Raw genomic sequence first — 14,908 nt, 5'->3', positions numbered from 1 at the left:
GGCACGTCTCTCCCGATCGACCAAGGACAGCGGTCACTACTGTCCCCCCTCCCCACTTGGCACCGCCGCACGGATGGTCACGGCCGCCACACCCGCGGCAGTGAGCCCCCTGTTCCCCCGGCCTCCCGGTCTCCACACGGCGACCACAAATTATCAGTCACTTTCACAAACGCTTCTGTCGGTAGCGTGAAAATTTGGCCAGTGTGACCGACCGGGCAGAACGCGGCCCCCTTGCCGCCCCCCCGACGCCCGTTAGCCTGACCCCATGCCTCGCTACGAGTACCGCTGCCGGACCTGCGGCGACACCTTCGAACTGAGCCGCCCGATGGCCGAGTCCTCCGCCCCCGCGGACTGCCCCGAGGGCCACTCCGACACGGTCAAACTACTGTCGACGGTCGCCGTCGGAGGGGCGGCCGCCGCGTCCGCCCCGGCGCCCCGGGCGGGCGGTGGTGGCGGGTGCTGCGGTGGTGGCTGCTGCGGTTGATCAACACACCTCGATCAACGGACCGCGCCCGTCGATCGTTCACCCACCCCTCAGGCTCCCTTCAGGTTCGTTTGCCTAGCGTGCCCCCATGACAGCCATGCAAGCGGAGTCGATGAGCGGCGCCCCCCTGTGGATCATCGGTCTGATGGATCTGCTGGGGGCGCCGGGCGCGGGCCTCGCCGTCGCGCTGGAGAACCTCTTCCCGCCGATCCCCAGCGAGGTCATTCTCCCCCTCGCCGGCTTCACCGCGAGCACCGGGCAGATGAACCTCTTCGCCGCCCTGCTGTGGACCACCGCGGGCTCCGTGGTCGGCGCCCTCGCCCTCTACGGCGTCGGCGCCCTCCTCGGCCGCGACCGCACGGTCGCCATCGCCGCCAGGCTGCCCCTGGTCAAGGTCTCGGACATCGAGCGGACGGAGGCCTGGTTCCTCCGGCACGGCACCAAGGCGATCTTCTTCGGCCGGATGGTCCCGGTCTTCCGCAGCCTCATCTCGGTCCCGGCCGGCGTGGAACGCATGCCCCTGCCCGTCTTCACCCTGCTGACCACCCTGGGCAGCGCCATCTGGAACACGGTCTTCGTCCTGGCCGGCTACTTCCTGGGCGCCAACTGGACAGAGGTCACGGCAATCGTCTCGACGTACTCGAAGATCGTGCTGGCGGGCGCGGCTTTGGCGGTCATGGCGTTCACGGCGACCCGCTTTGTGAAGAGGGGCAGGCGCAGCCGCCCCTCTTCAGGGGCGCGGGGAACTGCGCGACAAGCCACGACGAACCCGCAGCCCGCCGACCACCGCACCCCCACCCCCTGACCGGAACGAAACCCCTACCCCTGCTGAGCGGGGCCGCGCGAGGCCCGCAAGAACTCCCGAAGAATCCGCTCCCCGGCCAACACCCCCCGCTCGGGCAGCGCAGTCACCCCCGGCCCCATGAACCCCGCCTCCGCCAGCTCCCCGTGCCCGGGCCGCCAGGACCGATCCGCCGCGAGCAACAGATCCGCGTCGAGCAGGGAGTCCCCCGCGGCCAGGGTCGACTCGACCCCCGTCCGCCGAGCGACCTCCCTCATCGCCGCCGACTTGGTGAGCGGCTTCGGCACGGCGTAGAGCTTGCGCCCCTGCAGCGAGACGGTCCACCCGCGGTTCTCGGCCCAGACCGCGAGGTCCTTCACCCACTCCTCGGGGAGCAGCTCACGCTCGACGACGAGATAGACGAACAGCTCCTCGGCCACGCGGTGCTTGCGCACCCACGTCGGGTGCGCGGTGGCCGCCAGATGGTCCCGCACCTCGGCGAGCGGCGCGCACTCCTCGGCGAGCCGGGCGGTGACCCGCTCGTGCCAGGCGACGTCCGTGACGCCGTCCACCAGCAGATGCCCGCCGTTGGCGCAGATCGCGTACGTCGGCTCCGGGCCCGGCAGATTGATCCGCTGGTACTGCTTGCGGGTCCGGGTCGTGGTCGGCACGAACACCGCCGTGTCGCCCAGCTCGGCCAGCAGCCCCGCGGCCGTCTCCGTCATGTACGACAGCGGCTTGCTCTCGTGCACCTCGACGGTGAGCAGCCGGGGCGCCCGCGCGTCCGGCATGGTCAGCGCGAGCGCGGCGGACGAGTAGATGAGCGTACGGTCGAGATCGCTCGCGACGAGAACCCTGGGGCCCGGCATCAGACCGCCACCGCCTTGCCGTCGGCGCCGGTGGCGCCCCGCGTGAACTTCGGGTGGATCAACCCCACGCATGTGTACGGCAGTTCGGCCACCTCTTCCACCGGTACCCCTCTCTGTTCGGCGAGCAGACGTACGTGGTCGAGGTCCGCGCCCGCCCCGGCCCGCGCGAGGATCTTCCACGGTACCCGGCGCAGCAATACCCGGGTGGTCTCGCCGACACCGGGCTTGACCAGGTTGACGTCGTGGATCCCGTACTCCTCGCTGATCCGCTCGACGGCCCCCCAGCCCTCCCAGGTGGGGGTGCGGTCGGCGGCGAGCAGTTCCTTGGTCCGGACGTCGACCGCTTCCTCGACGTCCGGGAAGCGGGCGGCTACGGCGTCCACGAAGTCCACCGACACATCGACGCCGGCCAGCTCCCGGTAGAACTTGGCGCCGTGGAAGTCGTCGGGCCCGACGAGGTCCGCGCGCAGCACGGTCCGTGAGATCAGCCCCGAGACGGTGGAGTTGAGGCAGGCGGAGGGGATCAGGAAGTCCTCCCGGGTGCCGTACGTCCGCACGCACGAGCCCGGGTCGGCGAGGACGGCGATCTCGGGGTCGAACCCGGTGATCCCGTCGGACGCCTCGAACTCCTCGATCGCGGCGGCGAGTTCCCGGGTGATCGCGCCCTTGCCGGTCCAGCCGTCGACGAACACGACGTCGGCGGGGTCGTGATGGGCTGCGAGCCAGCGCAGCGCGTTGGCGTCGATACCGCGGCCCCGCACGATGGACACGGCGTAGTGCGGCACCTCGATGTCGTGGCGGTGCCGCGCCCATCGCCGCATCAGCACGCCCACGGGCGTCCCGGCACGGGCCAGCGACACCAGGACGGGCCGCGCCGACCGCTCGGCCAGCACGGTCTCGGTCACCACGCCCACCGCCACGGCGATGCGTTCGGCGGACGTGTCGAGCGCGCTGTGGAAGAGGGCCTGGTACTGCTCGCTCGGCTGGTACTCGACCGGCAGGGACTCGGCGTAGTGCGCGCCCCCGCTCTGGATGGCCTCCTCCCGCTCCTCGGTGGGCGCCTCCAGCGTCACGTCGGAGAGATCCTGGAGCAGCCAGCCCACCTCGTCGGCGGCGTAGGAGGAGAAGTCGGGGCCGCGGAGGGGCTCGGGGAGCATGGCTGGCCTTTCGGGGAGGTGCGGGGTCGGGGGCGCCGGCACGGTCGGCGGGACGTACGACGGGACCACGGCGAGGAGTACGCCCGGCACGTGGGCGGCGAGGGTGGCCAGCAGGCCGTCGTCGGCGTGCAGCGCGGCCGTGTCCGCGGCGGAGTCGACGACCGCGACCACGGCGTCGAAGCCGCCGCCGGCCACGTTGTAGGCGTACCGCTCCCCCGGCCCGTCCGCCGGATCGTCGTGGGCCGGGAAGACGAGGCGGCTGCGTATCGCGTAGCCGGGGTCGTCGACGGCGAGGACGGGCGACCGCGTGGTGGTGGAGAAGCGTATCTCCAGCCGTTCCGCGGCCGACTTCTCCAGCTCCCGGGCGAGCGCCAGCGGGGCGTACATCAGCTCCTCGAAACCGAGCACCAGCACCCGGCGGGCCCCCGGGGGCAGCGCCTCCGCGAGGCGCGCGGCCATGGCGGGCAACGCGCTCTCCAGCCGTGCGCGATGCGCGGGGGTGAAGCCGTGCCGCCCCCCGTCGGGCACGCCGGCGGGCCAGCCCAGCTCGATCCGCGTGACTCCGGCGGCCGGACCCCCGGCCGTGTCGACGCCGGTGGCGACTCCGGCGCCCGTGCCCGCCGCGCTGTCGTGCGCCGCGACGCTCGTGCCCGCGGCCGCGGCCGGTGTGCCTTCGTGTGCCGCGACGAGTGCCTGCCCCTTCTCCAGCACCCCCTCCGGCAGCCGTACGGTCCCCTTCGCCGCGGTCACCAGGTCGACGCGCGCCCCGATCTCCCGGGCGAACGCGGCCAGCCGCCCCTGGTCGGCGGCCGACCGCATGTCGACCAGCGCCACCACGACGTACCGCTCCCGCGGATACCGCTCGTGCAGCGCGCGGATGGTGTTGAGGACCGTGTTCCCGGTGGAGAACTCGTCGTCGACGAGCACCAGCGGCCCCGGCCCCGCGAGCAGCGCGGGGTCCTCCGGCAGCAGCAGGTGCGAGGTCGCGTGGGAGTGGGACTCCTCGAAGCCCCCGGCCTGGGCGACCCCCTCGACGGGACGCCGGGTGGAGTGGAGGTAGGGCGCCTCGCCCACCCCGTCCGCGACGGAGTGCCCGAGCCCGGTGGCCGTCTCGGCGTACCCGAGGACGACCGCGGCCCGCGCCCCGTCCTCCCCCAGCAGCTGCCGCACCCGGCGGCCCAGCGCGAACCCGTGCCCGTGGACGACGGCCGGGGACTGCGGCACATGCTTGCCGAGGACGTTCGACACCAGCAGATGCGCCCGCTTGGGGTTGCGCCGCAACGCGAGCCCCAGGAGCCCGGTCAGCTCCTCGTCCCCGACCAGTTCGACCCCGAGCCGCTCACGGACCCAGGACCCGGACCAGACTCCGCCACGGGCCCCGGTCGTGTCGTTCGCTGCGTTATTCATCGATTCCTTAGTCGGTACGGCGGTCGGTACGGCCCGTGGACGGCCGGGCGAGTGCGGGGTCAGTCGGGCAGGCCCGCGGCCAGCAGGTCCACGAACCCGATGTCCTCGTTGGCGACACCGAACACCTCGGCGCGCTGCAGAACCCTTTCCGCCCAGGCCCGGTGCGGCTTGACCTCGTTCATCTTGTTCCGGGAGGCGGACCGCAGGACCCCGCCGCCGCCCCGCTCGGGCCGCAGGATGTCCTGGGCGTCGCCGTACTCCTCGTGGCTGACCACGGACAGCGCGTGCACCGGCAGCACATGCGTGGGATGGATGCAGGTCTTGCCGAGCAGCCCGTTGGCCTGGTCCAGGGAGATCTCGCGCAGCAGGCCGTCCAGCGCGTGCTCGATGAGCGACTCGCGCAGTTCCCCGGCACGGTTCGCCAGGAAGGGGCTGGTGCGCAGCTGCGGCTTGAACATCCGCTCCTGGACCCGGAAGTACTCCCACACCGGCCCGGTCACCGTGAACCCGGTGCCGTCGGCGCGGCCCAGCACGTTCACCACGTCGGCGATCACGGAGGCGACGATCTGGACGTCGTACGCGGTCATGTCCGGTGCCCGGCGCAGCGCGTAGGAGGAGCAGAAGTCGGTGACGCCCAGACGCAGCGCGAGGACGCGGTCGCGGTACTTGTCGACGGTGTGGGCGATGCCCTGGAGCGCCTCTACGCGCGTCTCCCGGTACATCAGCTCGGGCGACTCGAGGACCGGCATGCCGAACAGCCGCCGTCCGCTCGCGGCCTCGGCGGCGGTGAGCGCCTCCAGGAAGGCCACGCCCCGTTCCTCGGTGAACTTGGGGAACACGAAACCGGACAGCAGCCGTACGGCCGGGCCGAACCGGCTGACCAGGTCGGGTATCTGCTCGGGGAATCGGACCCTGATGAAGAGCAGCGGAAGCTCGACGTCCGCCCGGCCGGCGAGGTCGGTGAACTGCCGGACGAGGTTCTCCTCGGCGCCCACGACCTCGGCGTCGTCGATGGAGTCCTCCAGGCAGAGCACCATGGAGACCACACCGCGCCCGGCCTGCTTGACGATGTCGTCGGCGAGCCGCTCCCGGGTCGCCGGGCTGTAGAGCGTGGCCCCGAGCGCGGCGGCGAGCACCCGGGCCGGGGAGTCGGCGTCGAAGACGCCGGGCTCCCGGTAGAAGAGACGCCGCCGCTCCTCAGGGGCTATGTGCCCGAAATGACGCATGTGGTTCCCCCGTGCTTGCTCGGCATCCGGTCACGATCGTGGCCGGTAATAGTACGTACAAATGTGTGACATCAGTTCCCGGCCGACATGAAGTTCTGGTAACCCGGCCGTGTCGGGCGCTGAACGTTCTCACCGGCGGTTCGCCGCCCCCGCGTTGTCGTGATCAGGACCGAGAGGGCAGGATGACCGCATGACGCACGCGATGCTGAAGGGGTCGAACGTCCCCGTAGAAGCCACGGCGGTCCGCGCCGTGCTGCGCTGGGCGCCGGGGCAGGACGCCCCGGACGTCGACGCCTCGGCGCTGCTCCTCGGCCCCGACGGCCGCGTACGGTCCGACGAGGACTTCGTCTTCTACAACCAGCCACGCCACCCCTCGGGCAAGGTGTGGCGACTCGGCAAAAAGCGTGTGGCCGAAGGCCTCACCGACACCATCCAGACCGATCTGGCCGGTGTCGAGTCCGCCGTCGGCCAGATTCTCCTCGTGGCCTCCGCCGACGACGCCTCCGGGCAACCCGTCCCCTTCGGCCGCGTACGGTCCCTGCGCATTCTGCTGTACGACGCCACCGTCGCGGACGCCGAACCGCTGGCGTATTTCGACATCAAGCCGGAGACCGGCGACGAGACCGCCCTGATCTGCGGCGAGCTCTACCGCCGGGGCGGCGGCTGGAAGTTCCGCGCGCTGGGCGAGGGGTACACCAACGGCCTCCAGGGCCTCGCCATGGACTTCGGCATCTCGGTCGACGAGTCGGAGGCGGCGGCCGCGACGGCCGACGAGGACGCCACGACCCAGACCCCGGCCCCGGAGATCTCGGCCCCGCTGCCTCCGGAGCAGCCCCCGACGGGCGTTCCGTCCCAGCCCGCGTACGGCTACCCCCCGGCGGCCCCGACCCAGCAGTCGGCCTACGGCTACCCCCACCCGCAGCCGACGCCCGCCACCACCAACGGCCCGGCCTACGGCTACCCGCAGCCCACGGCGGCGGCCCTGGACCCGAACTTCCGCCTGCCCCCGCAGGGCCCTCAGTTCATCGGCCGCTGAGGGGTTGCCCCCGAGGGGCGCGTCAGCGCCCCTCGGGGCACGGGGAACCGCGCCCCGGGACCGGCGTCAGCGCTCCGCCTTGGTCTTGTAGCCCCGCCCCCACTGCAGCCCCCACCCGTACAGCCGGTCGAGCTCGGCCTGGAAGCCGTAGACGAACTTCACCTCCCGGCGCACGGTGATCTCGCCCTTGACGTTCTCGATCATCACCACCGCGCAGGACCGGGCCTGCGGATGCCGCTCGTCCAGGCCTATCTCGATCCGCGGCCCGTTGCTCGGGTACAGCGTCACGATCGCGTGCGTACGGTCGAAGGCCGGCGTCTGGTCGTAGATGTAGACGAAGACCAGCATCCGCTTGAACTGGTCCCGGTGGTCCAGGTTGATGTACATCGTCTCGCCGGACCCGGAACCGAACCGGTCGTCCCCGCTCAGCCGCATGTACGGCGCCTCGTTGATGTCGCCGAGGAAGCCGCCCAGGGGCTGGACGACCCCCTTGGAGCCGTCGGCCAGTTCGTAGAGGCAGCCGAGGTCGAGGTCGACGTTCACCATGCTCTGGCTGTGCGCCTGCACCTCCTCGGGCCTGAGGGCCTTGAAGGGGTGCCGCAGCACGCTCTGCCGCTTGGGCGCGCCGATGTCGGAGGTCCGCATCCGCCAGGACAGGTTGACCCGCAGATGGCCGGCGGCCGCGTTCTGCTTGGAGAGGGACACCTTCTGGTGCCGCTTGGTCAGCTCGATCGCGTTGGTCGCCGCGTTGCCCGCGTCGAACTCCGAGGCCCGCCCGCGCCACAGGTTGTCCAGAAAACTCATGCCCGCCCCACACCTGCCGTGTCGTCGCGTCAACCACCAGCGGGGCGGCCGACGAGGACGCATCCTCGTCGGCCGCCCCGCTCAGAGCCTGCCCTCACCTCACGGGTGATCACACCCCGGAGGAGACCTCCGCCTTGTCGGCGGCATCAGCCTTTCCCTCTTCGGCCGCCAGCGCCCTGTTGCGGCGGACGGAGGACCAGAAGGACCAGGCGATCAGGATGACGCCGATGGAACCGGTGATGAACTCGTTGATCTCGTACTGGATGGTGATGAGGAGGATCGCGGCGAGGGCACCGATCGCGTAGTGCGCGCCGTGCTCCAGGTACACGTAGTCGTCGAGGGTGCCCTGGCGGACCAGGTACACGGTCAGCGACCGGACGTACATCGCGCCGACACCGAGGCCCAGCGCCATCAGGACGATGTCGTTGGTGATGGCGAAGGCGCCGATGACGCCGTCGAAGGAGAAGGACGCGTCCAGGACTTCCAGGTAGAGGAACATGAAGAACGCGGCCTTGCCCGCGAGGGCCACGGCCGAACGGGGCTTGCCCGCGCGCTCCGCCGCTTCCTCCTCCTCGTGCTCGCGCTCCTCGTCCTCCTCCAGCCGGTTCTCGAAGAACCCGGAGAGCCCGCCGACGATCAGATAGGTGATGAGACCCGCGAGTCCGGAGAGCAGGACGGTCTGTGCCTTGTCGACATGGGTGCCGCCGTGCTGGTGGGCCTGGGTCGCGAAGGTCATCGAGGTGATCAGCAGGACGATCATCGCGATACAGGCCGACAGCATGTCGATCTTGCCGAGCTTGGCCAGCGGACGCTCCAGCCAGGTCAGCCACTTGATGTCCCGGTCCTCGAAGATGAAGTCCAGGAAGATCATCAGCAGGAACATACCGCCGAACGCCGCGATCGACGGGTGGGCGTCGGTCACGTACTGCTGGTACTGGTCCTTGTCGTTGAGCGCGAGGTCGACGGCCTCGATCGGACCCAGCTGGGCGCTGATCGCCACGATCACGACAGGGAAGACCAGCCGCATACCGAAGACGGCGATCAGGATGCCGATGGTGAGGAAGATCTTCTGCCAGAAGGCATTCATCTTCTTCACGATCCCGGCGTTGACCACCGCGTTGTCGAACGACAGCGAGATCTCCAGGACGCACAGGATCGCGACGAGCCCGAGCGCCGTCCATCCGTCATAGAGAACAGCTGCTACCAAGCCGAGCGCGGTGACCGCGAACGACCAGCCGAAGGTTTTCAGAACCACTGGCTACCCAATCGTGTGTGTACGGGGTTCCCCCGCGCCGCGCGCGGCTTTGCGAAACTTTGAACCCGAAGTCTAGTCGGGTACCTCTCACACCCCACACGGCCCCGGCTTTTGCGCATATAGCGCTACGAGACGTTCACCCCGAAGTCGAGGGCGATGCCCCGCAGGCCGGACGCGTACCCCTGTCCCACCGCGCGGAACTTCCACTCGCCGCCGTAGCGGTAGACCTCGCCGAAGATCATCGCGGTCTCGGTGGAGGCGTCCTCGGAGAGGTCGTAGCGGGCGAGTTCCTGGCCGTCGGCCTGGTTGACCACTCGGATGAAGGCGTTGCTGACCTGCCCGAAGGCCTGGCCGCGGTTCTCGGCGTCATGGATGGAGACCGGAAAGACGATCTTGTCGACGGTGGCCGGCACCCGGGAGAGGTCGATGATCAGCGACTCGTCGTCGCCGTCGCCCTCGCCGGTGAGGTTGTCGCCGGTGTGCTCCACCGAGCCGTCCGGGCTCTTGAGGTTGTTGTAGAAGACGAACCACTCGTCCCCCAGCACCCGGCCGCCCTGGCACAGCAGCGCGCTGGCGTCGAGGTCGAAGGGGGCTCCGGTGGTGGTCCGGACGTCCCAGCCGAGTCCGACCAACACTTGTGTGAGGTTCGGCGCGGCCTTGGAGAGGGAGACATTGCCTCCCTTGGCGAGTGTGACGCCCATGGTGCTGGTCCTCCCCGATTTTCGAGCTGCGGTTGCTCAACTGTTCAGTTGTCGCGTACGCGCGGGCCGCCCGCCCTCGTCGTACGAGCGCGTCCGGCGCCGCGGTCGGTGTCGACAGCGGCGCCGGACGTGGTGAGTCTGTGGCGCACGGAGGTCTTCCCCCGTGCGTCTGTGGCGCACGGGGGTCCTCCCCCGTGACTCAGACGTTCACACCGAAGTCCTGGGCGATACCGCGCAGGCCCGAGGCGTAGCCCTGGCCGATGGCGCGGAACTTCCACTCGGCGCCGTGCCGGTAGAGCTCGCCGAAGACCATGGCGGTCTCGGTGGAGGCGTCCTCGGAGAGGTCGTAGCGGGCGATCTCCGCCTCGCCCGCCTGGTTCACCACGCGGATGAAGGCGTTGCGGACCTGGCCGAAGGACTGCTGTCGGTTCTCGGCGTCGTAGATCGAGACCGGGAAGACGATCTTCTCGATCTCGGGCGGGACGGTCGCGAGGTTGACCTTGATCTGCTCGTCGTCGCCCTCGCCCTCACCGGTGAGGTTGTCGCCGGTGTGCTCCACCGAGCCGTCCGGGCTCTTCAGGTTGTTGAAGAAGATGAAGTTGGCGTCGCTGCTGACCTTGCCCGACGCGTCCAGCAGCAGGGCACTGGCGTCCAGGTCGAAGTCGGTGCCGGTCGTGGTGCGGATGTCCCACCCCAGTCCGATGATGACCGCGGTCAGGCCCGGCGCCTCCTTGGTCAGCGATACGTTGCCGCCCTTGCTGAGGCTGACTCCCACGAAGTCCTCCGTTTGGTTTCAGGGGCGGGGAGCCCCGTCGTGCGTTGGTGTCGGATCAACGTGTCGATCCTAGTGACGGGTTCCCGTTCCTCGCAGGGTGTGGAACCGAAGAATCACAGGGTGTCGAGGGCCGCGAGGTACTCGTTCAGGTCGCGGGCGTCGGGCAGGGCGTTGACGACCGACCAGCGGACGAGGCCCTCCTTGTCGACGATGAACGTGCCGCGCACCGCGCAGCCCTTGTCCGCGTCGAAGACGCCGTACGCCCGGGAGACCTCGCCGTGCGGCCAGAAGTCCGACAGCAGCGGGTACTCCAGGCTTTCCTGCTCGGCGAAGACCCGCAGGGTGTGGATGGAGTCGTTCGACACGGCCAGCAGCTGCACGTCGTCGTTGACGAACTTCGGCAGGTTGTCCCGCAGCTCGCACAGCTCGCCCGTGCACACCCCGGTGAACGCGAAGGGGTAGAAGAGCACCACCACGTTCTTCTCGCCCCGGAAGTCCGAGAGCCGCACGGTGGCGCCGTGATTGTCCTTGAGCTCGAAGTCGGGGGCCTTGTCACCGACCTGGATCGCCATGATCTACCTGAGTCCCTTCATGGACTGTTCGGGTGAGCCAGCCTACGCACGGGAAACGACGCGCCCCTGGAGGGGTGGCCCCTAAGGGGCCCGCCTCCAGGGGCGCGGGGAACTGCGCGACAAGCCACGGCGAACCCGCGGCCACCCTCGCGCAGCTCGCCCCGAGCTCTCAGGCGAACCTGCCGAGCCAGAGCGGCAGCGTCACGTCACCTCTTGCCGGACTTCGCCGCCTTCGGCGTGACCAGGCGGCTTCCGCTCCAGTCCTTGCCCACGCTGACACTCTTCGACGCGGACAACCCCGCAGTCGTCGCGGCCTCCGAAATGTCGCTGGGCTCCACATAGCCGTCTCGCCCGGTCTTGGGCGTCAGCAGCAGGATCGAGCCACCTTCCTCGATGTACGTGGTGGCGTCCACCAGCACATCCGTCAGGTCGCCGTCGTCGTCTCGGAACCACAGCACGACGGCATCGGCCACGTCGTCGTAGTCCTCGTCGACGAGCTCACTGCCTACGACTTCCTCGATGGACTCGCGGAGCTCCTGGTCGACATCGTCGTCGTAGCCGATCTCCTGGACCACCTGCTCGGGCTGGAACCCCAGCCTTGCGGCAGGGTTCGTCCGCTCCTCCGCGTGGTCCGCGGTCGCGCTCACGGGTTGCCTCCTGATCATGTTCGGGTGGGGTCGCCCCCTGGGGAATCAGCCACGCGCGTGCGCGAAGCATTGGCCGTAGTCCACACGGGCGGGGCGGATCGCGCAAGTACCCAGCCTTGGAGACCGCCGAAACGGTGACGATCCGGGCCGTGTCACCGCAACTCTCTACGCGGATTCACAGCCTCACGTGACGCACGCCACACCGTTCTGCCCTTTTTGTGCATTCAGCAACCATCCGGGGGTACGAGCATCGAATACCTTTACTACCTTTGTCGAGCCGGTGACCGCCCGGGTTACCTCTCGGTAGAGATGACGTTTGCGTTCCCGAGGTACACGATGGGGGGCGGTGCAGGCACCTAGAGAACCCCCAGAAGAACCCCTGCGGAACCCCCAGAAGAACCATTGAAGAGCGGCCCTCTGACAGCTAAGGAACAGCGTGGCTTCCGGATCCGATCGCAATCCGATCATCATTGGCGGCCTTCCGAGTCAGGTCCCTGACTTCGATCCCGAGGAGACCCAGGAGTGGCTCGACTCGCTCGACGCCGCCGTGGACGAGCGCGGCCGTGAGCGCGCGCGCTACCTGATGCTCCGGCTCATCGAGCGGGCCCGCGAGAAGCGCGTGGCCGTGCCCGAGATGCGCAGCACGGACTACGTCAACACCATCCCGACCAAGGCCGAGCCGTTCTTCCCCGGCAACGAGGAGATCGAGCGGAAGATCCTCAACGCGACCCGCTGGAACGCCGCCGTGATGGTCTCGCGCGCCCAGCGGCCCGGGATCGGCGTCGGTGGTCACATCGCGACCTTCGCGTCCTCCGCCTCCCTCTACGACGTGGGCTTCAACCACTTCTTCCGCGGCAAGGACGAGGGCGACGGCGGCGACCAGATCTTCTTCCAGGGCCACGCCTCCCCCGGCATCTACGCCCGCGCCTATCTGCTGGACCGGCTCGACGACCAGCAGCTCGACGCGTTCCGCCAGGAGAAGTCCAAGGCGCCCTACGGCCTGTCCAGCTACCCGCACCCGCGCCTGATGCCGGACTTCTGGGAGTTCCCGACCGTGTCCATGGGCCTCGGCCCGCTGGGCGCGATCTTCCAGGCGCGGATGAACCGTTACATGGAGGCGCGCGGGATCGCGGACACCTCCAAGTCGCACGTCTGGGCGTTCCTCGGCGACGGCGAGATGGACGAGCCGGAGTCGCTCGGCCAGCTCACCCTCGCCGCGCGCGAGGGCCTCGACAACCTGACGTTCGTCGTGAACTGCAACCTCCAGCGCCTCGACGGCCCGGTGCGTGGCAACGGCAAGGTCATCCAGGAGCTGGAGTCGGTCTTCCGGGGCGCCGGCTGGAACGTGATCAAGCTGGTCTGGGACCGCTCCTGGGACCCACTGCTCGCGCAGGACCGCGACGGTGTGCTGGTCAACCGGATGAACACCACGCCCGACGGCCAGTACCAGACGTACGCCACGGAGACCGGGGCGTACATCCGCGACCACTTCTTCGGTGACGACCACCGGCTGCGCGCGATGGTCGAGAACATGACCGACGACCAGATCCTGCACCTGGGCCGAGGCGGTCACGACCACCGCAAGATCTACGCGGCGTACAAGGCGGCGTACGAGCACAAGGGCCAGCCGACGGTCATCCTGGCGAAGACGGTCAAGGGCTGGACCCTGGGTCCGAACTTCGAGGGCCGCAACGCCACGCACCAGATGAAGAAGCTGACGGTCGACGACCTCAAGCGCTTCCGCGACCGGCTGCACCTGCCGATCTCCGACAAGGAGCTGGAGAGCGGCGCCCCGCCGTACTACCACCCCGGGCGCGACTCCGAGGAGATCCAGTACATGCACGACCGCCGCAAGGGGCTCGGCGGGTACGTCCCGACGCGTGTCGTGCGGGCGAAGCCGCTGGCACTGCCGGAGGAGAAGACGTACGCGAGTGTGAAGAAGGGCTCCGGTCAGCAGTCGATCGCCACGACCATGGCGTTTGTCCGACTGCTGAAGGACCTCATGCGGGACAAGGAGATCGGCAAGCGGTTCGTGCTGATCGCGCCCGACGAGTACCGCACCTTTGGTATGGACTCGTTCTTCCCGAGCGCGAAGATCTACAACCCGCTGGGCCAGCAGTACGAGGCGGTGGACCGCGATCTGCTGCTCGCGTACAAGGAGTCCCCGACCGGGCAGATGCTGCACGACGGCATCTCGGAGGCGGGCTGCACGGCCTCGCTGATCGCCGCCGGTTCGGCGTACGCGACGCACGGCGAACCGCTCATCCCGGTCTACGTCTTCTACTCGATGTTCGGTTTCCAGCGCACCGGTGACCAGTTCTGGCAGATGTCCGACCAGCTGGCCCGCGGTTTCGTCCTGGGCGCGACCGCCGGCCGTACGACGCTGACCGGTGAGGGTCTGCAGCACGCGGACGGGCACTCGCAGCTGCTGGCGTCCACCAACCCGGGCTGTGTCGCCTACGACCCGGCGTTCGGGTACGAGATCGCGCACATCGTGAAGGACGGTCTGCGCCGGATGTACGGCGAGACCGCGGACGGCAAGCCCGGCGAGGACGTCTTCTACTACCTCACCGTCTACAACGAGCCGATCCAGCACCCGGCCGAGCCGGCGGACGTGGACGTCGAGGGCATCCTCAAGGGCATCCACCGCTACCGGGCCGGCGAGGCGGGCTCGATCCCCGCGCAGATCATCGCCTCCGGTGTCGCGGTGCCGTGGGCGGTCGAGGCGCAGGCGATCCTCGCCGCCGACTGGAACGTGAAGGCGGACGTCTGGTCGGCGACCTCCTGGAACGAGCTGCGCCGTGAGGCGGTCGAGGTGGAGCGGCACAACCTGCTGCACCCCGAGGAGGAGCAGCAGGTCCCGTACGTGACGCGGAAGCTGAGCGGCGCCGAGGGGCCGTTCGTGGCCGTCTCCGACTGGATGCGGTCGGTGCCGGACCAGATCTCGCGCTGGGTGCCGGGCACGTACCAGTCGCTGGGCGCGGACGGCTTCGGCTTCGCGGACACCCGGGGCGCGGCCCGGCGCTTCTTCCACATCGACGCGCAGTCGATCGTGGTCGCCGTGCTGACCGAGCTGGCGCGCGAGGGCAAGGTGGACCGCTCGGTGCTGAAGCAGGCCATCGACCGCTACCAGCTGCTCGACGTGGCGGCGGCGGACCCGGGGGCCGCGGGCGGCGACGCCTAGCATCCGGCCT

Annotated in this window: 13 protein-coding genes; 4 read left to right on the top strand and 9 right to left on the bottom strand. The window is 69.5% G+C overall.

Annotated features, from left to right (window positions below):
- The first annotated feature begins 265 nt into the window (after positions 1 to 265).
- Both ACZ9QC_RS29770 and ACZ9QC_RS29765 read left to right on the top strand, forming a co-directional pair.
- Entirely contained in the window at positions 266 to 484 is a 219-nt protein-coding gene (locus ACZ9QC_RS29770; protein WP_472915925.1) for an FmdB family zinc ribbon protein, read from the top strand.
- A gap of 97 nt (positions 485 to 581) precedes the next feature.
- The gene (locus tag ACZ9QC_RS29765; RefSeq protein WP_472921848.1) at positions 582 to 1,289 is read left to right on the top strand and encodes a DedA family protein; all 708 of its coding nucleotides are present in this window, start codon (positions 582 to 584) and stop codon (positions 1,287 to 1,289) included.
- Between the two features lie 14 nt (positions 1,290 to 1,303).
- On the opposite strand, the gene ACZ9QC_RS29760 is transcribed toward ACZ9QC_RS29765, so the two are convergent.
- From ACZ9QC_RS29760 to ACZ9QC_RS29750, 3 genes are read right to left on the bottom strand one after another with little or no spacing between them, the layout of a single operon-like run.
- Positions 1,304 to 2,134: an HAD family hydrolase gene (locus tag ACZ9QC_RS29760; RefSeq protein WP_472915924.1), complete on the bottom strand. Its 831-nt coding sequence runs from the start codon at positions 2,132 to 2,134 to the stop codon at positions 1,304 to 1,306.
- Positions 2,134 to 4,698, bottom strand: a complete 2,565-nt coding sequence (locus ACZ9QC_RS29755; RefSeq protein ID WP_472915923.1) for a phosphoribosyltransferase — start codon at positions 4,696 to 4,698, stop codon at positions 2,134 to 2,136. The genes ACZ9QC_RS29760 and ACZ9QC_RS29755 overlap by 1 nt, the downstream gene beginning before the upstream one ends.
- 59 nt (positions 4,699 to 4,757) lie before the next feature.
- Positions 4,758 to 5,924: an HpcH/HpaI aldolase/citrate lyase family protein gene (locus ACZ9QC_RS29750; protein ID WP_472915922.1), complete on the bottom strand. Its 1,167-nt coding sequence runs from the start codon at positions 5,922 to 5,924 to the stop codon at positions 4,758 to 4,760.
- A 190-nt stretch (positions 5,925 to 6,114) separates the two neighbouring features.
- Between ACZ9QC_RS29750 and ACZ9QC_RS29745 the strand changes: the two genes are divergently transcribed.
- Positions 6,115 to 6,960 (top strand): TerD family protein, encoded by an 846-nt coding sequence (locus ACZ9QC_RS29745; RefSeq protein WP_217179560.1) that lies wholly within the window; start codon positions 6,115 to 6,117, stop codon positions 6,958 to 6,960.
- 66 nt (positions 6,961 to 7,026) lie between these two features.
- On the opposite strand, the gene ACZ9QC_RS29740 is transcribed toward ACZ9QC_RS29745, so the two are convergent.
- The 6 genes from ACZ9QC_RS29740 to ACZ9QC_RS29715 all read right to left on the bottom strand — a co-directional run bounded on the left by ACZ9QC_RS29740 (position 7,027) and on the right by ACZ9QC_RS29715 (position 11,714).
- Entirely contained in the window at positions 7,027 to 7,764 is a 738-nt protein-coding gene (locus tag ACZ9QC_RS29740; protein ID WP_472915921.1) for a TerD family protein, read from the bottom strand.
- A 109-nt stretch (positions 7,765 to 7,873) separates the two neighbouring features.
- Positions 7,874 to 9,019, bottom strand: a complete 1,146-nt coding sequence (locus ACZ9QC_RS29735; protein ID WP_472915920.1) for a DUF475 domain-containing protein — start codon at positions 9,017 to 9,019, stop codon at positions 7,874 to 7,876.
- Positions 9,020 to 9,144: 125 nt separating this feature from the next.
- Positions 9,145 to 9,720 carry a TerD family protein gene (locus ACZ9QC_RS29730; RefSeq protein ID WP_033527290.1) on the bottom strand — a complete coding sequence of 192 codons (576 nt, stop codon included), beginning with the start codon at positions 9,718 to 9,720 and terminating at the stop codon, positions 9,145 to 9,147.
- 199 nt (positions 9,721 to 9,919) lie between these two features.
- Positions 9,920 to 10,495: a calcium homeostasis/redox stress adaptation protein gene (locus tag ACZ9QC_RS29725; protein WP_472915919.1), complete on the bottom strand. Its 576-nt coding sequence runs from the start codon at positions 10,493 to 10,495 to the stop codon at positions 9,920 to 9,922.
- Positions 10,496 to 10,608: 113 nt separating this feature from the next.
- Complete coding sequence (locus ACZ9QC_RS29720) at positions 10,609 to 11,067, bottom strand: peroxiredoxin (protein ID WP_184894666.1); 459 nt, start codon at positions 11,065 to 11,067, stop codon at positions 10,609 to 10,611.
- Between the two features lie 206 nt (positions 11,068 to 11,273).
- Complete coding sequence (locus ACZ9QC_RS29715; protein ID WP_033527287.1) at positions 11,274 to 11,714, bottom strand: DUF3052 domain-containing protein; 441 nt, start codon at positions 11,712 to 11,714, stop codon at positions 11,274 to 11,276.
- A 436-nt stretch (positions 11,715 to 12,150) separates the two neighbouring features.
- Between ACZ9QC_RS29715 and aceE the strand changes: the two genes are divergently transcribed.
- The gene (aceE, locus tag ACZ9QC_RS29710; RefSeq protein WP_316728802.1) at positions 12,151 to 14,898 is read left to right on the top strand and encodes a pyruvate dehydrogenase (acetyl-transferring), homodimeric type; all 2,748 of its coding nucleotides are present in this window, start codon (positions 12,151 to 12,153) and stop codon (positions 14,896 to 14,898) included.
- Positions 14,899 to 14,908 lie beyond the last annotated feature (10 nt).

It is taken from the genome of Streptomyces sp. HUAS MS02 (assembly GCF_055702265.1).
Note: the sequence above shows the minus strand (reverse complement) of the source record. Positions and strands in the feature narration are given on the sequence as shown.